Genomic DNA, 23,286 nt, shown 5'->3' on the forward strand with positions numbered 1-23,286 from the left:
CGCCAAGTACGATGGAAGTATGAGCGACTTAAGCGCATTGAATCTGGAAGCAGGCAGCCTGGTTGGCGGCTACACGTTGATTTCCCGGCTTGGTTCGGGTGCCATGGGCTCGGTATGGCGTGTGCGGGACGATGGCGGCCATCAATATGCGATGAAGATTTTGCGTGATTCCCTCTCCGACGACGATTCCCCGCAGCGGCAGCGCGACCAACTGACCGCACGCGAGCGCCTGCGCAGGGAGGCGATGGCGTTGCAGAAGGTGCGGCATCCGGGCGTGTGCGGCATTGTGGATATGGAACTTGACGACGCGTTGGCTTTTATTGTGACCGAGTTGATCGAAGGCAAGAATCTGCGTGAGGATGTGCGCGTCAATGGCCGATATGTGGGCGACGATTTGGAACGGCTGGCACGCAAGCTGATTGAGGCGGTGCGTGCCGTGCATGCGTCCGGCATCGTGCACCGCGATATCAAGCCGACGAATGTGATGGTGTCGAGCACCGGCCCGGTATTGGTGGATTTCGGCATCGCTATGGGCGAAGGCGAAAGCCATGTGACGCGTACCGGTCTGGTGATGGGCACGCCGGGGTTCATCGCGCCGGAAATCATTGATGGCGCGGAATCGGATGAAATGACCGATTGGTGGTCGGTGGCGAGCGTATTGGCGTTCGCCGCTACGGGTGAGCCGGTGTTCGGCACGAAGCCGATGATGACCGTGTTGGAACGTGCGGCGGCAGGCAGCGCCAATCTTGCGGGACTTCCTGCGGGCACGATGGCCGCGTTCCGTTCGGCGCTTAATCCGGATCGGACGAAGCGGTGCACGCCGGACGATTTGCTGCAGGCGATCGCCGTGGATGCGTTGAATCCGCAGGCGTGGGTTGCGGCCGACAATGGTGGCGCAGCGGATGGCGATACGGAGGCGATGCCCCCTTTTGTTGAATCGCCCGACAATCCGCGCACGTTGTGGCGATTGCAGGACGATATAACCGGCGAAAACGCCATCGGCACGCGCACGATGCCAAGGCTCAGCGAAGCAACGCAGGCGATCGGGCAGCCCGATGTGAGCGCAACTCAAGTAATCGGGAAACAAGTGACCAGCCAATCCGACGCGAGCGCAACGCAGGTGATCGCACCTGTTGACGATGCCGAGACCAGAGTGCTTTCCGACGCACTTCCCAACGTGGACAGCACGCGCACGATGCCGCAATCGCAAGGCACGCGGGCGATGCCGACAGGCACACAGGTAATGCCGCAATCCATGCCGTCAACACAAATGCTGCCGGCCCAGAACGCATGGAATCCAGCGGAAGCGCCGACGCAAGTCGACCCGACCATCAAACCCGCGTTGCAACGCATCGCCATGCGGCAGCCACCGTCCGTCATACCGCAGGCCACGGTGGCCGCGGCGCAGCAATCGCCCGCAATGTCATTCCCGCCGGTACCCGGTATGGATGGGCCGAACGTTGCGGAAGCACCCAATCCCGCCGATGTGAAGCGTGGCGCGATGTTGGGCCGGGGCATGCTCCCCTGCGCGCTGATGGCGATTCCCGTGGCCGTCTGCGGACTGTTCTCACTGTGGACGGCGATGGCAGCCGCGTTGCTGTTCGCCTGTGCGCTGGCCACCATCGGATTCAACACGGAGGCGCAGCTCGAGCGCGAAGGCAAACGTGGCGGCGAGAAGAAAAGTTCCGACTGGCTGCTGCGATTGGCGGGACTGCCCTGGCACATCGTGAAGGGCTTCGGCGTCGCCATCGTGCGGACGCTGATCATGTTGGCCGTGGCCGCGCTGGGTTTGTCGCTCACCACGGTCGTGCTGCAGCTTCCGTATGCCGTGATGGATATGTGGATATTTGGATTGACGATTCCGATGCCGACGCTGCTTGGCGGTCCGCTTTCCGAAAGCGGGCTGGCGCAGGCTGCGTTCTGCGCGATCGGCTGGCTTGTGGCCGTGGCCGCTCCGGGCGCGATCGTACTGCGATTGGGCGGCGGCGCACTGCGTAAACAGCCGTATCTGCGCCACTTGAGCGAGCTGCCGACGCAATCGCAAGGCAATACGGAATTCCCGGCGAATCGATAGCAAGGCATCGCTAGTATGGTGCCCAGCATAACAACGTGAGGTCGAAAGGAATATCGATGGCCCAGAACAGCAAGGATGCGCAGAAGCGTACCAGCCGCGCCGAGCGTAGGGCCGCCGAGGCCGCGGCGATGAAGGCGCGCGCCGAGCAGATGGAAAAGGAACGCAAGCAGCAGACGATCATCGGCGGCATCGTGGTGGCGGTGCTGGTGATTCTGGTGGCGATCGGCGCGTTCACCGTGTACCACAACATGCATAAGAAGGCCGAAACGAAGGCTTCCACCGAAACCGTGCAGGAAGCGTACACGGCGTTGCAGAAAGTGAAGAACACTCCGAAGCTCGTCGATAAGAACGGCGGCCTGCTGATTTCCAAGAACGGCTACGGCAAGGCTGTGGAGGGCGCGCCGACCGTCGAGCTCTACATGGATTTCCTGTGCCCGGGCTGCGGCAACCTGCACCGCCAGTTGGACGCCGACCTGCAGAAGATGGTCGATGCGGGGCAGATCAATCTGGACCTGCATTTCATGGCGTTCATGGACCGTTGGTCCACCGACGAGTATTCCAGTCGCGCGGCGAACGCGGCCATCTACCTGGCCGAGCATGACAGCGACCCGAACCATCTGATCTCCTTCCTGGAGAAGGTCTACGCCGAGGATTTCCAGCCGGAGGAAGGCTCCGCATACAAGTCGGTGAGCGACGCCAAGATCAAGGAGCAGATGATCGCCGCGGGTGTTTCCAAGGATGTTGCGGACAAGGCGTTTGGCCGCGATTATCAGGAATGGCTTGATGCGATCGACACTTACACGCCGAAGCGTTCCGAACTGTGGCATCAGTCCGGCAGCTACAAGGGCAGCATGACCACGCCGACCGTGATCATCAACGGCAAGTATTGGGATATGGACCAGCTGACCACCGCCCAGACGACGGTTAAGGACGGTCTGTTGGAATCGATCGGCCTGAAGGACAGCGAAGTCGGCGTTGCCGGCAAGATGCCGTCCATCGGAGCCAAGAAGGGGCCGATTTCCGTCACCACGGGCGAATAACCCCTTACGGGCAGCCGGCGCGTCTCAACCCGCAATACTAAGTTGACGGCGGTGGAAGCGCTGGTTATGCTATTCATCGTTCCTCTGTTGTTTTCATAGCAAAAGAGGACATGCCTCCTTAGCTCAGATGGCCAGAGCGGCCGCCTTGTAAGCGGCAGGTCGTCGGTTCGATCCCGACAGGAGGCTCGAACCCGTATGACGGGCTTGGACCTCTTACCATGGGTAAGTGCTCCAGAAGTCTTCCCCCAACTTGAGACTTCTGGCAAAGCGGACGAGACGTCCCCCAACCTATCTCGTCCGACCGGGGGCAGGACATCCCCTTCTCTCCTGCCCCCTTTTTATTTTTCGCTTTTCGCACCTGCTTTCAAAAATGTGGCGGTATGGATAAAACCATCGGAAAGCACGGCAACCGTTCCAGCTGAGCCGTTACAATAACGGCGTTGTAGGCAGCGCTGAAAAGAGGATAAATGACGAGAAGGTGGACCCCTCGGAGATTCGTGACGCTTCGTCGTGTCCGCGTCATGGCATGCGTGGCCTCATTGACTTTGACTTCGGCGTTGGCGTTTGGTGTGGGCGCGCGCAAATCCGTGGCATTGACCGTCAATGGGGAGACCACCACGGTGACCACATATGCGATGAGCGTGGACCGTCTGCTGCAGGAGCAGGGCGTGAAAGTCAAAACGCACGACCTGGTGGAGTCGACCAGCCCGACCAGCATGCTGAAGAACCATGATGTGGTGAACGTGCAGAGCGCATACCAGACCACCATCACCATCGACGGCCAGGAAGTGCCGTTCTGGACGGTCGCGTCCAGCGCCGAGCAGTTGCTGGACTTCTTCAACCAAAACGAAACCGAAGCGGCGAAAATCACCGTCAATATCAGCAACGTCTACAACAAGCTCACCGGCGGTCTCATCATCAACCAGAAGGGGCCCGTCACCGTCATCGCGGACGGCAAAAGCTCGGTGGCGCCGAACGGCAAGCTGCCCGCCGCCTCCATTCTTGACGCCAAAGGCATCACGTTGGGCAAGGAGGATCGCGTCAGCGTCGAAAAGGACGGCAAAAAGACCATTCTGCGCGTCCGCCGCGTGACCCACGGCGAGGAAACACGTACGAAGGAAGTGCCGTTCGGCACGCAGACCATCATCGACCCGAACCTGCAGCCGGGCGAAGTCACGATACGGCAGGAAGGCGAAAACGGCGAAATCCAGCAGACGTACGCCGTCACCTACGTGGATGGCGTGAAGGAAAGCGAGACGCTGACCGAAGAGAAGACCACGAAAATCGCCATCGACAAAGTCATTGCGGTCGGACCGGAAAAAACTACGGACGATACCGACAAATCCGACAACAGCGGCAACGGCAATGGCGATAACGGCGATTCCGGCAAGACGGACGACGGCAAGAACGATTCGGGTAAGAACGACTCGAATAAAAACGACAATAAGTCCGATTCGAACAAGTCCGATTCCGACAAAACCGATTCGAACAAGTCGGATTCCTCGGATAAGAACAATTCGAACAACAACTCGAATAACAATTCCAACAACACCAAGAAGGACGATCCGGCACCGACCCCCACACCAACCCCTGCACCGCAGCCGACTCCCGCACCCCAGCCCAAACCGCAGCCCACGCCGCAGCCGAGCAATCCTTCCGCAGGCTGCCGCTTGTACCATCCTTCCGCGGCACAGGCACAGGCCTACGCTTCCGGCGCGGCGGCGCAGCGCGGCTGGACCGGCCAGAACTGGACGGATCTGGTCAAACTCTGGAATCGCGAATCCGGATGGAGCTGGAGCGCGGAAAACGTGTATTCGGGCGCATACGGTATTCCACAAGCGTTGCCGGGCAGCCAAATGGCCACGTTCGGCGCGAATTGGAAGGACGATGCCGCCGTGCAGATCGACTGGGGTCTGAGCTACATCGCACAGCGGTACGGCAGCCCGTCCGCGGCGTGGCAGCACTCCGAACAGACCGGATGGTACTGATCCGGCTAATCGCCAACGATTTTCGTACCGGCATGAACGGATAATGAGGGAATGACAGAAAACGTGAACGAGCATACGCAGGGCCATTTGCTGGGGGCGGCCGACATCCGACGCATCGCCGCCGACGCGGGTATCAGCCCGACGAAGAAATTCGGGCAGAATTTCGTGATTGATCCGGGAACCGTGCGTCGCATCGTGCGCGAGGCCGGCGTGACCGCCGACGACCATGTGCTGGAAGTCGGTCCCGGACTGGGTTCGCTGACGCTGGCGATTCTGGAAACCGGCGCCACGATGACGGCTGTGGAAATCGACCCGCCGGTCGCCGAACGCCTGCCGAAAACCATCGCCGAATTCATGCCGGACGCCGTGGACCGCTTCCGTGTGGTCAACCGCGACGCACTTACCGTCAATCCGGAGAATCTGCCCGATTTCAAGGATGACGATTCCTTCACGCTGGTGGCCAATCTGCCGTACAACGTGGCCACGCCGATTCTGCTCACCCTGTTGGAACGTTTCGACAATCTGGGCACCTTCCTGGTGATGGTGCAGAAGGAAGTGGCGGACCGTTTGAGCGAGAAGCCCGGTTCGAAGATCTACGGCACGCCGAGCGTGAAGCTCGCATGGTACGGCACCGCGGAACGCGTGGGCGTCATCGGCCGCAACGTGTTCTGGCCGGCCCCGAACGTCGATTCCGCGCTGGTGCTGTTCAAGCGCTACCCGGGCGGTCACACCCCCGCCGCGGACAATGCGGACGGTTCCGTGGTGGATCGCGAAACCGTGTTCCGTTTGATCGACGCGGCTTTCGGGCAGCGCCGCAAGACCCTGCACGCCGCATTGAAGAAAATCGTGCCGTCCGAAGCGTTCGAGAAGGCCGGCATCGACCCGACCCGTCGTGGCGAGACGCTCACCATCGACGAATTCGTGGCGTTGGCACGCGCGTTGGATGAGGTGTTCGCGTCATGAGCACCATTGATTCGCCCGCCATCGGAACGGCCACCATCAACGCCGTGAGCGTGGACTGCCCGGCGAAAACGAATCTGACCCTGCATGTGGGCCCGTCGCATGCCGAATGGGGCGGCCGTCATGAACTCGACACCATCTATTGCGCGGTCGGCGTATACGACACCGTCACCGCCACGCGCAAAGCGCCGGGAAGCGGCTTCTCGCTGAATCTCGAGGGCGCGTATCTGGGCGACCTGGCCTCTTCCGGCAGCGATATGCGCCGCAACCACGCCGTGCTGGCATTGTTCGCCATGGCCGAAGCGAGCAGCCATGAGCCGGACGTGGCGTTGAACATCGACAAGCGCATCCCCGTCGGCGCGGGCATGGCCGGCGGTTCCGCCGATGCGGCGGCGACGATTCTGGCATTGAACACGTTGTGGGATCTCGATTGGCCGATCGAACGCCTGCAGGAAGTCGCGGCCACGCTGGGCGCGGACATGCCGTTCTGTCTGACCGGCGGTTACGCGCGCGGCACCGGTTTCGGCGAACGCATCGAACAGCTTGATGACGATGGCGATATCGTACGCGATCTTACGGAACGTGGGTTTACCGGCCATCTGCTGGTCGGCGCATACCGTGCGGAACTGCGCACGCCGGAAGTGTATGCCACATTCGATCAGATCGGTGCCGGCGATGGCGATGAGAACCACCTGCAGAAGGCGGCGGTCTCCCTGCATCCGCGTAGCGGACAGGCGATCGAGGAAGCCTTGCGTGCGGGAGCCAGCCAGGCGTTCGTCTCCGGTTCCGGCCCGTCCGTCATCGCGTTCGTGCCGACGGAGGATGCGGCGGACGCCGTGCAGCGGGCATGGCAGGACAGCCGTTGCGTCGATCGCATCATCGCCACGAACGCCCCAGCCCGACCGATTGTGCATATCACCGCATGACACATATCACCGCATGACAGTAAAGTTGATGGCAATTGGTTTGTTCAAAAGGAATTCGTAAATGACCCAGGCTAACGACGAGCGCGCCGCGCGCAAAGAGTACATTCGCCGCCGTCAGAAGACGGTGTTCAGCATCGTCGGAGCCGTCATGGTGGTCGCCATGGTGGTGTCCCTGCTGTTCTTTTTCCATGTCGGAGGCCTGGGCAACGTCAAGTCGGCCGCCGTACAGCCGAACTACGGCCAGCAGGCACCGTGCCCCATCAAGGAAGCCGACGGCAACAAGGCCAAGTATGTGGAGAATCGCAACATCACGCTGCGTGTGCTCAACGGCACGAAGTTCTCCGGCTTCGCCAAGGCGGTGAGCGACGCGTTGCAGAACCGCGAGTTCAACCCCCAGACGCCGGGCAACTACACCAAGAAGGTGGATCGCACGATGATCGTCTTCGGCAAGAACGGCGTGAATCAGGCGTACACCGTGGCAAGCAATTTCACCGATGCCATGCTGGTTATGGACGACCGTCAGGACCAGCTGATCGACGTCATCGTGGGCGCCACGTTCGACAATCTGCAGGATACGAAGAAGGTTCCCGCCGCAGGCAAGGCGATCACCGGCATCCAGGGCTGCGTCGCGGTGGACAAGATGACCGACCTGCCCAAGGCGCCCGAGCATGATGCGGTGAATCCGCAAAGCTGACCGCCAATCGAAATCGATATAGGCAATATGAAAAACCCGCGCTCCCCCAATCGGGAACGCGGGTTTTCGTATTCGAGCTGTTCCATGCATGCGGCGAAACCACCGCATGTCAATCGCTATTCGCCCTGCTCCTTGTACCAGCGTTCCAGCTCGGCAACGGCCACGTCACGCTCCACCGGACCGTTATCGAGGCGGTATTCCAGCATGTGCTTGTACGCCTTGCCGACCATCGGGCCTGGTTCGATGCTTAGCAGCTGCATGATCTCGTCGCCGTTGAGGTCAGGACGGATCGCGTCGAAGTCTTCCTTTTCTTTCAGGTCGCGTACACGCTGTTCCATCTCGTCCATGGCCGCCGAGAACATCATGGCCTTGCGCTTGTTCTGTGTGGTCGTGTCGGCGCGCGTAAGGCGGTTCAGACGCTCGTACAGCGGGCCAGCGTCCTTGACGTAGCGGCGGACCGCGGAATCCGTCCACGGCTCCTCCACGTAGCCGTGGAAGCGCAGATGCAGGTTGACCAGCTCGCTGACGTCCTCGACCATGTGGTGGTCGAAATGCAGTGCCTTCAAACGCTTGCGCGTCATCTTCGCGCCGACGGCGTCATGACGGTGGAAGCTCACCTTGCCGCCCGCTTCGAAACGACGGGTCTTCGGCTTGCCGATGTCGTGCAGCAGAGCCGCCAGACGCAGCGTCAGGTCCGGGGCCGGCACCGGACCGTCGGAACCGGTTTCGAGGGCGACGGCGCGTTCGATGACGATCATGGTGTGTTCGAACACGTCCTTATGGCGATGGTGCTCGTCGATTTCCAGCTGCAGCGCGGGAATTTCCGGCAGCACGATGTCGGCAAGACCGGAATCGACCAACGCTTCGATGCCGGCGCGCGGGCGATCGGACAGCAGCAGCTTGACCAGTTCGTCGCGCACACGTTCGGCGGAGACGATTTCGATGCGATCGACCATGTCGGACAGCGCTTCGGCGGTTTCCGGCTCGATGCGGAAGCCGAGCTGCGCCACGAAACGCACGGCGCGCATCATGCGCAACGGATCGTCGTCGAACGACTGCCGCGGATCGACGGGGGTACGCAGCACGCCTTTGGCCAAATCGTTCGCACCGCCGAACGGATCGACGAATTCGAGTTCCGGAACACGCAACGCCATCGCGTTGACGGTGAAATCGCGGCGGGAAAGATCGCCTTCCAGCGTGTCGCCGTAATTGACTTCCGGCTTGCGCGAGTCGGGGTCGTACGTGTCGGAACGGTAGGTGGTCACCTCCACTTTCACCTCGGTGCCGTCCTCACGCCTGCGCATCGCGCCGAGCGTGCCGAATTTGCGGCCCATATCCCAGAAGCCATCATGCCCAAAACGGCGCAGAATATGCTCAAACTGCTCGGGACGCGCCGATGTGCAGAAATCCAAATCATGCGATTTGCGATGCAGCAGCAGGTCGCGGACAGGACCCCCGACCAGTGCCAGTTCGTAGCCTTCCGCAGCAAACATACGTCCTAATTCAATGGCCTCTGGCCACACTTCGAAGTTCACGCCATACCTTTCAGCACCACAAGTTTTCCGTTTACCAGCATACCGTTACCCCACCTGCACACAGAATTGAGTATGGTTGGAATCATGATTACGCCCGCAGACCTTGCACGCATGCTTGCCCATGCTGCGGACGACCATGCCCAAAATCCGCTGGAACCGGACGAACTGCTGTACACATCGCAGTCGGTTTCGCTGCAGCAGCTGCAACAACTACAGCAATTGCAGCAGCGCACGATCATCACGCCGAGCGCGCCTACGCCGGCGATGATGCCGCGCCGGCGCACCGCGGATGGTCCGACCACGTTCGCATCGCTTGACGCGCAGGAGCTGCCGGTGGTGCGCGAGTATTCGGCGGGCGGGCTGGTGTTCGACGACAAGGGTCGCGTGGCGATCATCGCACGTCATTCACGCAGCGGGCATTTGGAATGGTGCCTGCCGAAGGGACATATCGAAAAAGGCGAAACGCCGCAGCAGACGGCCGTGCGCGAAGTGCATGAGGAAACCGGCATTCTGGGCGAGGTGGTCGATTCCATCGCCACCATCGACTATTGGTTCACCGGTACCAGCCAACGCGTGCACAAGCTGGTGCACCACTTCGCGTTGCGGCAGATCGGCGGCGAGCTGACCGTCGAAGGCGATCCCGACCATGAGGCCGAAGACGCCATTTGGGTGGATTTTGCTGATTTGGACGATGTGCTGAGCTATCCGAACGAACGGAAGATAGCATGGTTGTACGCAAGGAAACTCAACAGACAGGCGTAATAGTGAATCAATCCGCACAACGGCACGTTTCGCGTGGCCTTCGCGCGTTATCATCCATCCTCGCCATGGTATTGACCATGGCGTTGATGTTGTTATACGCACCCACGCCATCGGCAAGGGCCATGGAATCGACCACATCGGCGGAGTCGACGGACGGTATGTTGTCCATCAACTCTTCCACGGCCGTATTGACGGACACCTCCGGATACCATCTGAACGCCACGGTGACCAACACGACCGGACAGGAGATTCCCGCGGGAACGCTGACGCTGGCCATGAACGCCTTCTACACGTTCGTTTCGCGCAACGACATCCAGGATTGGTCTGAAGGCAACGGGCGAATCCCCACCCCGCAATCCGTGGGACAGGCCGATGTGCCCGCGTTGCAGCCGGGAGCCAGCGCCAACGTGAGCATCGACGCGGACGCCCATCAGGAATCGCTCGCGGCCATCAACTCTTGGGGGCCGAAGCCGGTGCTGCTGAGCTATTCCGCCAACGGAACCCCCCTTGCTCAATCGCATACGTTCGTGACGCGCACCGGCGCGGGACTCCACACGCCCAGCACGCCGGCGCTGCACATCACCGTCGCCCAGCCGCTGGCCGCCAACGGGTGGACCACCGACAGCAAGCTGCTTGGACAGCTGGTCGATGAAGGGGGTATTTCCTCCTCGAAACTGGCGAAAATCGCCATGCCCAGCAAGGATGACGACGCACGGCTCAAATCGTTGCAGCAGACCTTCGCCAAGCACGACATGCTGCAGGTCGTAGGAGATCCGACCTACCTGCAGGCGATGGCGATGCCAACGCGGGTCGACGGCATCACCCAGCCCGCATTGTTCGACATGACCGCCTACAGCGCCATGAACAACGCTCCGGCCTACAGCGCAGCCGGTATCAACGACCGTCAATGGTCCGCAGCCAAAGCCCGGAAAACCTATCAATCGGCATTGGGTGACAGCAACGCGGACATCACCGCATACGCGTGGCAGGGCAACGGCAATTGGACCCTACAAGCGTTGACGAAGGCCCGCCAGCAGGGGTACGGCACCGTCATCGCCACGCATGACTTCGAAGAGGACGATGCGGATACCGTACGTACCGGCAAGACGGTGGTCTCCACCGATGTCGGGGACATCACCGTGCTTTCCGCGCAGAATGTGCTTTCCGGCCTGGCCCAAGGCAAGGCGACCAGTGACGATGCCAACGCCGACAGCGAGGGAACCACGGCCGGCAGATTGGCGCGATTCGTCGCGCAAAGCGCGTTCTACCAGATGGAACAGCCTTATGCGGAACGCAACCTGCTGGTCTGTCTGAACGAGGATTCCGACCCCAGTGTTGTGGACGCGCTGATGAGCGACATCGAGCAGTCGCCGTGGCTGAACCTCACCGATCTCGCCACGTTGAAGGATGCCGACATCTCCGAAGATGCGGCCAGCATGTCAACCGACCTTCCCCAAACGGACGGCCTTACCGATAGCATGCGCAGCGACGTCCAGCAGACTCTGAGCGCGCTGGCGAACTCATCGAGCAACATCAAACGTTTCAATACGTCGATCCTCGTCAAGCCGAACGGAAAAGACGAATCCGACGTCAACACCTGGAGCAGGCAGCTGACGAACGCCCACACCATCATGGCCCTGCACGCGTTGGGCGGCGAAAGCCCTTCCAGAAGCACGATGGCGGAAGGCGCGAACCAGCTCGCGGCCCTGCTGATCAACGGTGTGGCGATCACGCCGACGGAAAGCGTGAATGTGGTCAGCGAAACCGCGAAAATGCCGGTGACCATCAGCAACAGCCACCCGTACCCGGTGAAGGTGAAGGTCTCGTCGCTGACCGATTCCATGCAGATCGTCACGTCCCGATTCGACACCGTGCAGGTGCCGCCCCACGGCGAGGCACAGGTGGCGTTCACCATCCGTGTGTCCACGTCCGGCACCGCCAACGCCACCATCAGCCTGTTCGACAGGAATGGTGCAGCGTTTGGAGCCACGCAGGTCACCCACATCACCAGCGCGCTGCAGATCAGCGACAAGAGCGGTTTCGTCATCATCGGCTTCGCCGTGCTCTTGGGCGCTGTGGGACTGTGGCGTCAATTCAACCGTAAGAAGGATCCCGACGAATGAGTTCTTCCGTTGGCCGTAACTCACTGATCATGGCCTCCGGTACCGCCGCTTCGCGCGTGACCGGCCAAATCCGCACCATCCTGCTTGCCTGGGCCTTGGGCACCACCGGCTATGCCGCCAACGCCTACCAGGCCGGTTCGATGATTCCGCAGGTCATCTACACGCTGGTTTCCGGCGGCATCTTCAACGCGGTGCTTGTGCCGCAGATCGTGCGCACGCTGAAATCGAAGGACGCCGAAACCAAGCTCAACAAGCTCATCACCCTTGCCATCACCCTGTTGTTGGGTGTGACGCTGCTCATGGCCGTTGCCACGCCGTTGTTGACCAAACTGTATGTCAACGGCAGCGCCGAAACCATGGCCCTCGCCACCTCCTTCACCTTGTGGTGCATGCCCCAGATCTTCTTCTACGGCCTGTATACGGTGATCGGGCAGATTCTCGCGGCGAAGGACCATTTCGTCACGTATGCGTGGAGCTCGGTCGGCGCGAACATCATCAGCTGCATCGGTTTCGGCGCGTTCATCGCGATGTTCGGCAGGGCCACGGAACGTCCGCTGGACTTCTGGACGCCGACGAAAATCGCGCTGACCGCCGGCACTTGGACGCTTGGCGTGGCGTTCCAGGCGCTGGTGCTGTTCATTCCTTTGACGAGAATCGGCCTGAAATACCGTCCGAAATTCGGCGTTCACGGCATCGGACTGCGTTCGATGGGACCGGTCGCCGCGTGGAGCCTCGGCATCGTCGGCGTCGATCAGATCGTCAACATCATCGTCACCCGCGTGGCCACCAGCGCGCCGTTCAAGGCTTCGGAACAGCTGCATATGAGCCAGTTGGACGTGGCCGGCAACGCCTCGTATCAGAATGCGTACACCATCTACATGCTGCCGTATTCGCTGATCGCCGTGTCCATCGCCACTGCGATCTTCCCGAAAATATCGAAAGCCATCGCGGACCGCAATATCGACGAGGCGCGCAAGGATCTGAGCTCGGCCCTGCGTAATCTCAATCTCATCATGTGCTTCTTCGCAGCGGCGTTCATCGTGCTTCCGTTGCCGATCATCCTCGCACTGCTGCCGTCCATCAGCGTGCGTGAGGCGCTGCTCATCAGCACGCCGCTCGCCGCTTTGGGCATCGGCCTGCCGCTTTCCAGCTCGTATCTGGTCATCCAACGCACGTTCTACGCGTTCGAAGACGGCAAGCATCCGTTTATTTTCATGGCGATCACCATGACCATCCAGGGTGGCGTCATCATCGCGTCGACGTTCATTCTGCCGCCCACGCAGTGGATCACCGTCATCGGATTGGCGATTTCGGTGAGCTTCATCCTGCCGTATCCGCTGCTTACGCACATGCTCCGCTCCCGTTTCGACGGCGATGTGGACGACAAGCGCATCATCACCGCCTATGCGAAGGCGCTGGTGGCCACGATAGCCGCCTGCGTGATTGGCCTGCTGTGCCGCAACGGCGTCTACCGGCTGGTCGGAGCGCATATCGGCCCCGACGACGGCACTATGAACTGGGGTCAGGCGGTTCTGTCCGCGATACTGCTCACCATCGTCATCGCCATCGTCTATCTGGCGTGCCTGTGGGCGCTGCGTGCCGAGGAGCTCACTTCGGTCGTGGGCATGCTCGCCGCCCGCATACCAGGGCTTGGCAACAAGCCTAAGTCTGGCGGAACGGCCAGCCCCAACGGTAAACTTGAGCAAAGTACCGCCGAAAACGGCGACCAAGAATAACAGCGTAGGTAGAACAATCGTTACAGAGTTGAAGGAAACCATGAAACCTCAACTGGGAGATACCATCAGCAACCGCTATGTGCTGGTTTCGCCATTGCGCGAGGAAACCGGCTTGCAGGTTTGGAAGGCAAGCGATCACGTGCTTGCCCGGGATTGCCAGCTTTTTATCGTCAACAACCGCAAGGCTTTGCAGGACGTCAATGCGACGGCCTCCATGCTGGCGATTTCCCACGACGCCCATTTCACGCAGGTGCTGCAGCTTCAGCACGTGGGCGAGGTGGCGTTGGTGATCACGCAGCTCGATGCCGGCATGTCGTTGAGCGAGTATCTCACGCAGTCCAGCAAGCCGCTGAGCTTCACCGCGATCCGTTCCATTCTTGGTGAGGTCGTCGAAGCCCTGCACGTGTTGCAGAAAGACAATCTCACGCATTTCTCGATCAGCACGGACACCGTGCGATTGACCCGCAACGGCATTGAAATCGCCGACGCGCCGGTAAGCATCATGCTGGCCGATACTTCGCGCGTGCAATCCGTGGAAAACCAGGAGCAGCTTGCGATTCGCCAGGTCGCTTCCCTGCTGTATTCCCTGCTGACGCGCACGCCGTCGACGCTGTCCACGAACTACCATCTTGACGCGATTTCACCGAACGTGCCGATGGAGTTCCGCGTGATTTGCAAGCGTGGTCTGGATCTCAAGGAGAAGGACGGTTTCCCGACCGTTCCGATGGCCACCATCGCCGAATTGGAGGCGTTGCTGGGCGACTACGAGCCGCTGGTGAAGCTTAACGGCCCCGATATTGCGTTACCGTCCGCGGATTCGGAATGCTCGATTGTGAACGTGCCCCTGCTGCAGATTCTCGAGCAGGATGCCATCGCCTTGCCCGATACGCTGGCTGAAACCGGAAGCATTCCGGAAATGACGTTCGAAGCGCCTGAACCACACACTGATTTCTCCGACAGCAAGGAAGCCTTGGCCAAGGGTATGGCCGCGACCGGCGGTGCCGTGAAATCGCTGTGGAACAACAGCCGCGAACTACTCAGCGAAGAGGACCTCGACGGATCCTCCGAAGATGTGGATTCGCCGTTCTCCTTCCCCATCCGTGTTTCCACGCCGTCGCCGCAGGGCGATTATCATACGGACGATTCGCAATTGGAGAAGACCGGTCGCATTCCGGTGATCGGACCTGACGGACGGGTCATCGAGCCGGGCGAGGAATCCGCACGCGCGTTGAAGGCGGAGCAGGAAGCGATCGACGCGGCATATCAGAACGAAAACGGAGCCCCCGTTGCGGTGCCGCCGAGCTTTGCCCCTAAAGCCTCTTCCTCCAGTCCGGCCGAGGTCGCCAATGCCAAATTGTTCGGCAAGCTCACCACCAAGGTCGTGGCCATTGTGGTCGCGTTCATTGTGGTGGCCGTCGCATTGGGATTCGCCATTCATGGTTTGACCAAGAAGCCCGATGACGGCATCACCAATACGAATTCCAACAATCCGTGGCCGGAAATGAACCTTGACGACGTGCCTTTCGGCAATAATGGCGATTCCGGCAATGGCAGCAGCTCCGCCAGCGATGCAAACAACGATTCCAACGATGCCAACAGCTCCGACAACGGCAGCTCCGATTCCAGCAAGCCGAAGAAAACCACGAAGAAGAGCCATTCCGCCAAGAAGGACGTCGACAAGGTGGTGACTTCGGATAAGAAGGTGCGGAAGGTTCCGGAACCGAAGATGCCAGAGAACACGACTCCGTATGAGATCGACAACCGCCAGTTCCTGTCCAATCCGGACGGACAACAGGGTTACGGTTATTACCTCCACCTCAGCCAGCCCCAGAAAGCGTATCGCATGGTCATCAAGATCCGTTCTTCCGGTGGCCAGGGCTACATTCGCGTGAACGCCAAGTCCAGCCCGAACCAGGGTGAACAGGTCGCCCAGTTCGAGTTCGACGCCAGCGGCACCACCGAAATCAAGTTCAACAAGGCCGTGGAGACCCAGGACATCCTCTTGTGGGTGCCGTTCGACAGCCTTCCCGGCAACCAGCTGTACATCGATTCGGTGCAGATTTTCTGACGCATCGGCAGACAAGGAGGGTGTGCGGATTGTTCCGCACACCCTCTTTTTGTTTCACGTGAAACAACGTGACGGATAGCTGACTTTTTTGAACGCCTTTTTGAACGCTTTTTTGAACGCCATCTGCAAAACCGCCCGCAACCGTCGTGGAAACTGCATTACAGTAGCAACCATGAGTGATATGCGTGATGTGGTGATTATCGGTTCCGGCCCGGCTGGCTATACTGCCGCGATCTATCTTGGCCGCGCCGGCTTCGAGCCGCTGGTCGTCGCCGGCGCGCTGACGCCCGGCGGCCAGTTGGTCAACACCACCGAAGTGGAGAATTTCCCAGGCTTTCCCGATGGCATCATGGGTCCGGATCTGATGGACAATATGCGCAAGCAGGCGGAACGGTTCGGCACGCATATCGTTTGGGACGATGTTGTTTCGGTTGCTTCGAATGCCGATTCCGGCATCAAAACCGTCACCCTTGACGACGGCGACGTGTACGACGCACGCGCGCTGGTCATCGCAACAGGCTCAAACTATCGTAAGCTGGGCGTGCCAGGCGAGACGGAATACGCAGGCAAAGGTGTATCCTACTGCGCCACCTGCGATGGTTTCTTCTTCCGCAACAAGCCGATTGTGGTGGTCGGCGGCGGCGACAGCGCTTTCGAAGAAGCTGATTTCCTGTCCCGTTTCGGCTCGTCCGTCACCCTTATTCATAGGCGTTCCACGTTCCGTGCTTCCCGCATCATGGTGGAGCGTGCGCAACGCAATCCGAAAATCGATTTCATGCTTGACGCTGTGGTGCAGGAGATTCGCGGCGACGAGAACGGCGTGCAGAAGGTGGAGGTGCGCAACACCGCCACCGAAAAGACCTCTGTAATCCCCGCTAACGGCGTTTTCATGGCGATTGGGCACACTCCTGCCACTGCTTTTCTTAACGGGCTTGTAGACGTCGATTCAGCCGGTTATATCACGGTCGATGGCGCCAGCACGCGTACCAGCGAACCCGGCGTTTTCGCCGCGGGAGACTGCATGGATAGCGTCTATCGGCAGGCCATCAGCGCGGCGGGCATGGGGTGCCGCGCCGCGCTGGATGCGCAGGCTTATCTCGATTCGCTCAAGTAAGGCTCAAATCGTTCAAATCATTATCGCTCGCCGAGCTCGATTGGCTCGGTTCGTTCAGCTCTGCTGCTGCATAAGCAGGTCGACGATGCGTTCCATATCGTCTTCCGATTTGAACACGATTTCGATTCGCCCGTGCTTCTTCGATCCCTTGATGGAGACCTTGGTGCCGAAACGCTGCTCCAGACCAACCTGAACGGGGGTACCAGCCCACGGATTGAGCTTGCTGGCCTTCGGCTTCTTGGGCTGGTCGCTTTCGGCGGCCTTCATCGACACGATTTCCTCGGTGCTGCGTACGGACAACCCCTCGGCGATGATGCGCGTGGCCAGCTGTTCCATATCCGCTTCCGTCGGCAGTCCCAGCAGCGCACGCGCGTGGCCCGCGGACAGCAGTCCGGATGCGACCTTCTTCTGCACGGCGGCCGGCAGGTTGAGCAATCGCAAGGTGTTGGCGATTTGCGGACGGGATTTCGACACCGACTTGGACAGTTGGGCCTGCGTCAGGCCGAAATCGTCGATCATTTGCTGGTAGGCAGCCGCCTCTTCCAGTGGATTCAGCGCGACGCGATGCAGGTTTTCCAGCAGTGCGTCACGTAGCATATCGTCATCGGCGGTGGTTTTGACGATGGCCGGAATCGTTTTCAGGCCGGCGATCTGCGATGCGCGCCAACGACGTTCGCCCATGATGAGCTCGTACATGCTATCCATGCGCCCGTCGAACATGTTGTGCGGTTCGGCCGGTTTGGCTGTGGCTTCCCTGCGGGCGGCTTCGATTTGCGATTGCGGACGCTTGCGTACGACGATTGGCTGCAGTACGCCGACTTCCTTGATGGATTCGGCTAGCTCGCGCAGGTCGTCTTCATCGAAAATGGTACGTGGCTGATGCAGATTGGGACCGACGTCGCTCAAACGCAGTTCAACCAGATATCCACCCTGCACGGGAAGCAGTTCCGGTTCATCCTTCTTATGTTCGGTCGGCGTGGTTTCACGTGAAACACTCCCCTGCTGCTCGCCCTGTTCGGAAGCTGGCTGAGCGGTGGAGCCGAAGAACATGTCCGCGGGATGCGCGCTTTCGTTCAACGAAATCGACGGCATGCTGGCACGACGATGCTGGTTTTTCTTGGTTGTTTCACGTGAAACAGCATGCTTCATCCCCTGCACGGCGTTCACCGATGCCTGTGCGGTAGCGGACGCGCTCTTGGATTCCACATGCTCATCAGTCTTGGAAGCCTTGACTTCTTTGGCGGCAGCGGCAGGCGCCGCATGCTCCTGATGCTGCGGCTCCCCCGGAAGAGAAGGAAACAGTGCGCCAAGACCTTTACCCAAACGCGACTTAGTTGCCATGATCAGTTCTCATTCCTTCTTGCATCGATTGCCTGCAGCACCGTATCGGAACGACGCGAAAGTTCCAGCGCGGCTTCGCAGTACGCGATCGCACCCATGCCCTTGGGGTCGTATGCGATCACGCTTTGGTTGAAGCTTGGCGCTTCGGAAATCTTCACCGTGCGCGGAATGGTGGTGTCGAGCACGATTGTCGGATAGTGCTTCTTCACTTCCCCATGCACTTCGCGGCTCAGCAGCGTGCGCTTGTCGTACATGGTGATGAGCATCGTGGAGACCAGCAGCGACGGATTGTAATGTTCCTGCACCAGTCCGATGGTGTTGATGAGCTGGCCCAAACCTTCCAAGGCGTAATACTCGGCCTGAATCGGAATCAGCATTTCGTGCACGGCGCACATGGCGTTGATCACCAGCAGACCCAGGCTCGGCGGGCAGTCGATGATCACGTAATCGTAATGCTCTTCGCTGGTGGCGAGGAACTCGTCCACCGCGTTCTTCAGCAGCGAGTTGCGATCCGCCATGTCGGCGACCTCAAGTTCGGCGCCACTCAAATCGATGGATGCGGGGACCACGTCGAGGTTGTCGAAATCAGGGCACGTGCACTTGACTTCCGCGATGCGCTTGCGTCCTTCGATGACGTCATACACCGAAGGCTGACCGGAGGCGTGCGGGGCACCCAATGCCGTGGAGGCGTTGCCCTGCGGATCCATATCAATAAGCAGGACCTTGCATCCGAAACGGGCCAAGGCCGCGGACAGGTTCACCGCGGATGTGGTTTTGCCGACGCCACCTTTCTGGTTGGCGACTGCGATCAGGCGCGTTTGGGCCGGCTTCGGGCAGACCGCATGCTCCAATGCCTTGTATCGCGTCGATTCATCAGCGATTTGCGCGCCTACGGGGGATGTCGAGCCTTCGAAGATTCGCTTGATGGTTTCCGTGGCGGATTCCATCGACGTCAAATTGTCTGGTTCTTCAGGTCCAGTCATGAACTAGCCTTCCTATACATATTCAACAATCAAGTTTCATCATTTGGGTGGACAGATTTTCACCTGTTCACGGCCATGTGCACCATTGTGAACAACGGTGGATAGTTGGTGGATAACTCATCCGACCACCCAAAAGTTATCCACAGAACAATCGTTGCAATTCCAAGCTTCTTCAAGATGCTTCGTAACACATTTCCGCGATTGTGGATACTGTGGATAACTCACGCGATTTTGTGGATAACTTATCGCTCGTCCACCATCAGCACATGCGTCGGTTCCAGACCCGGACCGACCTCGGCCTCCACCACGCGGGGATGGATACCGCCGTTTTTGGAGATCTCTTTGGTGGCCTTGACGATTTCCTCCTGCGCGGATCGTCCTTTCAGGGCAACCAGCCGTCCGCCTTTGTCCAGCAACGGCAGCGTCCATCCGGATAGTTTGGTCATCGGCGCGACCGCACGGCAGGTCACCACGGCAAACGGATGCCTGACCGGGATGGGATTTCCGTCGAGATCGACGGCATCCTCTCCCCTGCCCTTCCGGCCACCGTTCGAACCGCGGACGGCTTCGATTACGGCGTTGGCTCGGGAGCGCACTATCGAGACATTGTCCAATCCCATTTCGTCAACGCACTCATGAAGCCATTCGATACGGCGTTCCATCGGTTCCACCAAAGTGAACTGGTGGTCCGGCAGGCAGGCGGCCGCCACGATACCGGGGAATCCTCCACCACTGCCGATATCCGCCACCGTCTTGAATTGCCTCTTGGCCGTTGCTTCACGGATGAACGGTACGATGGCCGCGGAGTTCAGAATATGCCGTTCCCAAATAATACCGACATCGCGTGGCCCTATCAGCCCGCGCGGCTCTCCTTCCGCAGCAAGTTTCACGTGAAACACCTTCAACTTGCCCAATGCATCGCCAAGCACTTCCTCAAGAATCGGCGACCCATCCAATTCGTCATTCACATCACTCATGCACACCATCCTAATCTACAGGCATCAAAAAGCGCCGCGAGAAACTCGCGACGCTTCATGTTTCACGTGAAACTATTTCAGGCTTCGTCGATCTCGTCGGCGTCATCGGCTGCGGAAGCCTTGACGTACACCGTGACGTAACGATGCGGTTCTTCGCCATGGGACCGAGACTTCATGCCTTCCTCGCGCACCACATCATGGATGATCTTGCGTTCGAAGGAGTTCATCGGCTTCAGGTCCACCGGCTCGCCAGTCTCGCGCGCCTCGTCGATGGCATCCAGCGCAAGGTCGTGCAGGCGCTGGCGCTTGCGCTTCAGATAGCCGTCCACGTCCACGATGAGGTGGGACCGCTCGCCGGTCTTCTGTTGTACGGCGAGTCGGGTGAGCTGCTGCAGGGCGTCCACGACTTCGCCGTTGCGTCCGATCAGATGTTTGATGTCGGTGTCGTCGTCGGCAACGATCTGCACGGTCGGACGGTTGTTGCGCACGCCCATTTCGATATCGCCCTCGTAGTCGACGATGTCAAGCAATCCTTCAAGGTAATCGGCAGCGATGTCAGCTTCGTCATTGAGCTGATCGATGGTTTTCTCAGCATCCTGCGCCATGGTGTTTTACTCCTTTGAGCGGGGTTCGTATTATTTCAAGTCTACTGAAAGTCTACTGAAAGTCTACTGATTGGGTTGTATCATATGGGCGATTCGCCCGATACAAAAGCGGTGTGTCCTGCGTTTCACGTGAAACACAGGACACACACTTGATGTTATTTCTTCTTCTTCTTTTTGCGGCTTGGCTGCTGACGCTGGAAGCCGTTCTTTTCCTTCGCCTCCGCGGCCTTCTTGGCTTTCTGCAGCTCCTCCTCTTCGAGGGACGGCAGACCGGCCTTGGCGCGGCGGGCGTTCTCGTGGGCGTGGTCGCGCTTTTCCTTCGCTTCGGCGGCCGGGGATCCCGGAGTCGGGAAGACGTGGATCTGCCAGACGGAACGCAGCAGGTTGCAGATGTTGTTGGTCAACCAGTACACCAGCACTGCGAACGGCATGGCGACGCCGGAGAAGATGTACATGATCGGGAACATCCACAGCATCATCTTCTGCATCATTTCAGTCTGCTTGTTCGCAGCGCTCTGGGCCATGTTGCGCTTCATGCTGTTGTACTGCATGAGCCACAGGCAGAAGCACATCAACGCCACGAAGATGCCGATGATGATCTTGCCGTGGATGTCGGCGGTGGTGAAGTTCTCGGCCACGTTCACGCCGAACACGTTGGTGGAGGTGAACTGCTTGGCGGTGGCGATGTCGAAGGCGCCGAGGCCGGAACCGTTCCTGAACTTGCCACGGGCGATGTATGGAATGGCCGACAGGGTGTAGAACATGCACATGAACACAGGACCCTGCACGAACATAGGCAGCATCGACGTGCAGCCGCCCATCGGGTTCGCGTCGTTGTCCTGGTAGAGCTTCATCATCTCGCGTTGCAAAGCCTCTTTGCTGGCGGGATCGTTCTTGCCTTTGTACTTGTTTTGGATGCGCTGCATCTTGGGCTGCAAAACGGCCATCTGGGCCTGCATCTTGCGCATGCCCTTCATGGACTTGTAGAACAGCGGGAACACGCACGCCTGGACCACAATCACCAGGAACACGATGGACATGACCCACGAGAAACCGATCTCGTTCATGCCCAGCATCACCATGAATCGGTGGAATCCGGCCATAATCTGCGTCATGAGCCACTCGACGGGGTACAGGAGCTTGTACAGCCAGCCCCAGAAACCACTATCGAGGAGGAATTGATCTTGATTCATTACAGGCCATTCTCCTTATCGCCTATAGGTTCATCTACATCCAGAGGCGTGAGACGAGGCTCCTCATGTGCCTTCGACCACGAACATCTGTAAAACAAGGAATAGAGCTGTGGAACGTCGTCGATTCCTCCACGGTTCCACTGGTTGCAACGAAGAAGGCGTAATAACGCAAGAAGGCCACCTTTAAGGCAGCCAAATCGTTCAATCGCCTGAATCGCATAACTGGAGCAGCTGGGATAATACCGGCACCGAGGTGCGGTATGGGCGGAAATATGTTTCTGATACCAGCGGATGAGCCGCACCATCCAATTGCGATGATGCCCCTTGCTCATTGTCGGGAAGCGGTTTTACGTTTCACCGCTTCGAAACACGATGCCATCTGCTGCTCAAGCGACAGGAAATCGGCACGTGCGGCACTTGGCTTGGCACGCAACACGATATCGCAGGATTCAGGTAATAGTGATTCGTACTTTCGTGCAAGCACACGGAAACGCCTTTTCACGGCGTTGCGCGTGACCGCGTTGCCAACAGCTTTGGAAACGGCCAAGCCGACACGGCGGCCTTGCACCGTCGCTGTATCGCCCGTTACGACATCGTCGTGCATCAGATAATGCACGACGATGTCTTCTCGCGATACCCTACGACGGCGTTTGAGCACCGCAACAAAATCGCGATGGCTTTTCAGCCGTTCCACCGCTCTATGCCACTAAAAAATCAGGCAGCGAGGGACTTGCGGCCCTTGGCGCGGCGACGGTTGATCAGAGCGCGGCCTGCGCGGGTGCGCATGCGCTGACGGAAACCGTGCTTCATGTGGCGACGGCGGTTGTTCGGCTGGAATGTCCTCTTCATAATTAATGCTCCCGGTGTTTTTAGCCATGCCAAGGCACGGCTCCTCATGAGTCAAGCTCTACTAAATTACTCTGACCCCTGAACAGATTGTCGCGTCGTCCATTTTTCTTCACATTTTCATGGGGATTCCCCGCATAAAACAATCCACATAATCGTTGCGATTCCGCCGAATTCCCCCACAAAAGTTATCCACAAACTACAACAATGTTATTCACATTTCAATCTTTTCAACACGCACGCCGGTGGATAACTCGGGGAAAAGAGAGTACAAATATACAGTTGCACATCAGTGGTACGTCTGTCGAGAAAGGATTATCC

The 23,286-nt window shown here is 59.3% G+C and carries 20 protein-coding genes and 1 tRNA gene; 12 read left to right on the forward strand and 9 right to left on the reverse strand.

Annotation, left to right across the window (positions count from 1 at the left end; all coding sequences use genetic code 11):
• Positions 1 to 19: 19 nt before the first annotated feature.
• The 7 genes from BAD_RS08505 to BAD_RS08535 all read left to right on the forward strand — a co-directional run bounded on the left by BAD_RS08505 (position 20) and on the right by BAD_RS08535 (position 7,682).
• Positions 20 to 2,074 (forward strand): serine/threonine-protein kinase, encoded by a 2,055-nt coding sequence (locus BAD_RS08505; protein WP_041777453.1) that lies wholly within the window; start codon positions 20 to 22, stop codon positions 2,072 to 2,074.
• Between the two features lie 56 nt (positions 2,075 to 2,130).
• Positions 2,131 to 3,114 (forward strand): DsbA family protein, encoded by a 984-nt coding sequence (locus tag BAD_RS08510; protein WP_041777454.1) that lies wholly within the window; start codon positions 2,131 to 2,133, stop codon positions 3,112 to 3,114.
• A 112-nt stretch (positions 3,115 to 3,226) separates the two neighbouring features.
• A tRNA-Thr gene (locus tag BAD_RS08515) sits at positions 3,227 to 3,300 on the forward strand.
• Positions 3,301 to 3,581: 281 nt separating this feature from the next.
• Positions 3,582 to 5,102, forward strand: coding sequence for a G5 domain-containing protein (locus BAD_RS08520; protein WP_011743905.1), 1,521 nt, complete (start codon positions 3,582 to 3,584; stop codon positions 5,100 to 5,102).
• A 51-nt stretch (positions 5,103 to 5,153) separates the two neighbouring features.
• Entirely contained in the window at positions 5,154 to 6,065 is a 912-nt protein-coding gene (rsmA, locus tag BAD_RS08525; RefSeq protein ID WP_011743906.1) for a 16S rRNA (adenine(1518)-N(6)/adenine(1519)-N(6))-dimethyltransferase RsmA, read from the forward strand.
• Complete coding sequence (locus tag BAD_RS08530; protein WP_011743907.1) at positions 6,062 to 6,988, forward strand: 4-(cytidine 5'-diphospho)-2-C-methyl-D-erythritol kinase; 927 nt, start codon at positions 6,062 to 6,064, stop codon at positions 6,986 to 6,988. Before rsmA ends, BAD_RS08530 begins: the two co-directional genes overlap by 4 nt.
• A 61-nt stretch (positions 6,989 to 7,049) precedes the next feature.
• The gene (locus tag BAD_RS08535; protein ID WP_011743908.1) at positions 7,050 to 7,682 is read left to right on the forward strand and encodes a LytR C-terminal domain-containing protein; all 633 of its coding nucleotides are present in this window, start codon (positions 7,050 to 7,052) and stop codon (positions 7,680 to 7,682) included.
• 116 nt (positions 7,683 to 7,798) lie between these two features.
• Here BAD_RS08535 and BAD_RS08540 read toward each other — a convergent pair whose 3' ends face one another.
• Positions 7,799 to 9,217, reverse strand: a complete 1,419-nt coding sequence (locus tag BAD_RS08540) for a CCA tRNA nucleotidyltransferase (protein WP_011743909.1) — start codon at positions 9,215 to 9,217, stop codon at positions 7,799 to 7,801.
• An 84-nt stretch (positions 9,218 to 9,301) separates the two neighbouring features.
• Between BAD_RS08540 and BAD_RS08545 the strand changes: the two genes are divergently transcribed.
• The 5 genes from BAD_RS08545 (at position 9,302) to trxB (ending at position 17,020) form a co-directional block, all read left to right on the forward strand.
• A complete protein-coding gene (locus tag BAD_RS08545) occupies positions 9,302 to 9,979 on the forward strand; it encodes an NUDIX hydrolase (RefSeq protein WP_021912890.1) in 678 nt (225 codons plus the stop codon).
• An 86-nt stretch (positions 9,980 to 10,065) separates the two neighbouring features.
• Complete coding sequence (locus tag BAD_RS08550) at positions 10,066 to 12,102, forward strand: DUF6049 family protein (RefSeq protein ID WP_231837115.1); 2,037 nt, start codon at positions 10,066 to 10,068, stop codon at positions 12,100 to 12,102.
• Complete coding sequence (gene murJ / locus BAD_RS08555) at positions 12,099 to 13,838, forward strand: murein biosynthesis integral membrane protein MurJ (RefSeq protein ID WP_011743912.1); 1,740 nt, start codon at positions 12,099 to 12,101, stop codon at positions 13,836 to 13,838. Before BAD_RS08550 ends, murJ begins: the two co-directional genes overlap by 4 nt.
• A 40-nt stretch (positions 13,839 to 13,878) precedes the next feature.
• Entirely contained in the window at positions 13,879 to 15,906 is a 2,028-nt protein-coding gene (locus tag BAD_RS08560) for a hypothetical protein (protein WP_011743913.1), read from the forward strand.
• 172 nt (positions 15,907 to 16,078) lie between these two features.
• Positions 16,079 to 17,020 carry a thioredoxin-disulfide reductase gene (trxB, locus tag BAD_RS08565; RefSeq protein ID WP_011743914.1) on the forward strand — a complete coding sequence of 314 codons (942 nt, stop codon included), beginning with the start codon at positions 16,079 to 16,081 and terminating at the stop codon, positions 17,018 to 17,020.
• Positions 17,021 to 17,074: 54 nt separating this feature from the next.
• Here trxB and BAD_RS08570 read toward each other — a convergent pair whose 3' ends face one another.
• From BAD_RS08570 to rpmH, 8 genes are all read right to left on the reverse strand, one after another.
• Positions 17,075 to 18,361: a ParB/RepB/Spo0J family partition protein gene (locus tag BAD_RS08570; RefSeq protein WP_011743915.1), complete on the reverse strand. Its 1,287-nt coding sequence runs from the start codon at positions 18,359 to 18,361 to the stop codon at positions 17,075 to 17,077.
• Between the two features lie 2 nt (positions 18,362 to 18,363).
• On the reverse strand, positions 18,364 to 19,308 hold the full coding sequence (locus BAD_RS08575; RefSeq protein ID WP_003807153.1) for a ParA family protein: 945 nt from the start codon (positions 19,306 to 19,308) through the stop codon (positions 18,364 to 18,366).
• Between the two features lie 278 nt (positions 19,309 to 19,586).
• Complete coding sequence (gene rsmG, locus BAD_RS08580; protein WP_041777455.1) at positions 19,587 to 20,321, reverse strand: 16S rRNA (guanine(527)-N(7))-methyltransferase RsmG; 735 nt, start codon at positions 20,319 to 20,321, stop codon at positions 19,587 to 19,589.
• 77 nt (positions 20,322 to 20,398) lie between these two features.
• The gene (locus BAD_RS08585; RefSeq protein ID WP_011743917.1) at positions 20,399 to 20,926 is read right to left on the reverse strand and encodes a protein jag; all 528 of its coding nucleotides are present in this window, start codon (positions 20,924 to 20,926) and stop codon (positions 20,399 to 20,401) included.
• Positions 20,927 to 21,081: 155 nt separating this feature from the next.
• A complete protein-coding gene (gene yidC / locus BAD_RS08590) occupies positions 21,082 to 22,119 on the reverse strand; it encodes a membrane protein insertase YidC (protein WP_011743918.1) in 1,038 nt (345 codons plus the stop codon).
• Positions 22,119 to 22,424 (reverse strand): membrane protein insertion efficiency factor YidD, encoded by a 306-nt coding sequence (gene yidD / locus BAD_RS08970; protein WP_011743919.1) that lies wholly within the window; start codon positions 22,422 to 22,424, stop codon positions 22,119 to 22,121. The genes yidC and yidD overlap by 1 nt, the downstream gene beginning before the upstream one ends.
• Before the next feature lie 23 nt (positions 22,425 to 22,447).
• Positions 22,448 to 22,813, reverse strand: a complete 366-nt coding sequence (gene rnpA / locus BAD_RS08595; RefSeq protein ID WP_003807160.1) for a ribonuclease P protein component — start codon at positions 22,811 to 22,813, stop codon at positions 22,448 to 22,450.
• A 20-nt stretch (positions 22,814 to 22,833) separates the two neighbouring features.
• Positions 22,834 to 22,968, reverse strand: a complete 135-nt coding sequence (rpmH, locus tag BAD_RS08600) for a 50S ribosomal protein L34 (protein ID WP_003807168.1) — start codon at positions 22,966 to 22,968, stop codon at positions 22,834 to 22,836.
• Positions 22,969 to 23,286 lie beyond the last annotated feature (318 nt).

Origin of the sequence: Bifidobacterium adolescentis ATCC 15703 (assembly GCF_000010425.1) — a bacterium.
GTDB classification, from domain to species: domain Bacteria; phylum Actinomycetota; class Actinomycetes; order Actinomycetales; family Bifidobacteriaceae; genus Bifidobacterium; species Bifidobacterium adolescentis.

Excerpts from the sequence above, each read along its gene's own strand:
- BAD_RS08505 (WP_041777453.1), top strand. The coding sequence starts at position 20 with ATGAGCGACTTAAGCGCATTGAATCTGGAAGCAGGCAGCCTGGTTGGC.
- BAD_RS08510 (WP_041777454.1), top strand. The coding sequence starts at position 2,131 with ATGGCCCAGAACAGCAAGGATGCGCAGAAGCGTACCAGCCGCGCCGAG.
- BAD_RS08520 (WP_011743905.1), top strand. The coding sequence starts at position 3,582 with ATGACGAGAAGGTGGACCCCTCGGAGATTCGTGACGCTTCGTCGTGTC.
- rsmA (WP_011743906.1), top strand. The coding sequence starts at position 5,154 with ATGACAGAAAACGTGAACGAGCATACGCAGGGCCATTTGCTGGGGGCG.
- BAD_RS08530 (WP_011743907.1), top strand. The coding sequence starts at position 6,062 with ATGAGCACCATTGATTCGCCCGCCATCGGAACGGCCACCATCAACGCC.
- BAD_RS08535 (WP_011743908.1), top strand. The coding sequence starts at position 7,050 with ATGACCCAGGCTAACGACGAGCGCGCCGCGCGCAAAGAGTACATTCGC.
- BAD_RS08545 (WP_021912890.1), top strand. The coding sequence starts at position 9,302 with ATGATTACGCCCGCAGACCTTGCACGCATGCTTGCCCATGCTGCGGAC.
- BAD_RS08550 (WP_231837115.1), top strand. The coding sequence starts at position 10,066 with ATGTTGTTATACGCACCCACGCCATCGGCAAGGGCCATGGAATCGACC.
- murJ (WP_011743912.1), top strand. The coding sequence starts at position 12,099 with ATGAGTTCTTCCGTTGGCCGTAACTCACTGATCATGGCCTCCGGTACC.
- BAD_RS08560 (WP_011743913.1), top strand. The coding sequence starts at position 13,879 with ATGAAACCTCAACTGGGAGATACCATCAGCAACCGCTATGTGCTGGTT.
- trxB (WP_011743914.1), top strand. The coding sequence starts at position 16,079 with ATGAGTGATATGCGTGATGTGGTGATTATCGGTTCCGGCCCGGCTGGC.
- BAD_RS08570 (WP_011743915.1), bottom strand. The coding sequence starts at position 18,361 with ATGGCAACTAAGTCGCGTTTGGGTAAAGGTCTTGGCGCACTGTTTCCT.
- BAD_RS08575 (WP_003807153.1), bottom strand. The coding sequence starts at position 19,308 with ATGGAATCCGCCACGGAAACCATCAAGCGAATCTTCGAAGGCTCGACA.
- rsmG (WP_041777455.1), bottom strand. The coding sequence starts at position 20,321 with ATGAGTGATGTGAATGACGAATTGGATGGGTCGCCGATTCTTGAGGAA.
- BAD_RS08585 (WP_011743917.1), bottom strand. The coding sequence starts at position 20,926 with ATGGCGCAGGATGCTGAGAAAACCATCGATCAGCTCAATGACGAAGCT.
- yidC (WP_011743918.1), bottom strand. The coding sequence starts at position 22,119 with ATGAATCAAGATCAATTCCTCCTCGATAGTGGTTTCTGGGGCTGGCTG.
- yidD (WP_011743919.1), bottom strand. The coding sequence starts at position 22,424 with ATGGTGCGGCTCATCCGCTGGTATCAGAAACATATTTCCGCCCATACC.
- rpmH (WP_003807168.1), bottom strand. The coding sequence starts at position 22,968 with ATGAAGAGGACATTCCAGCCGAACAACCGCCGTCGCCACATGAAGCAC.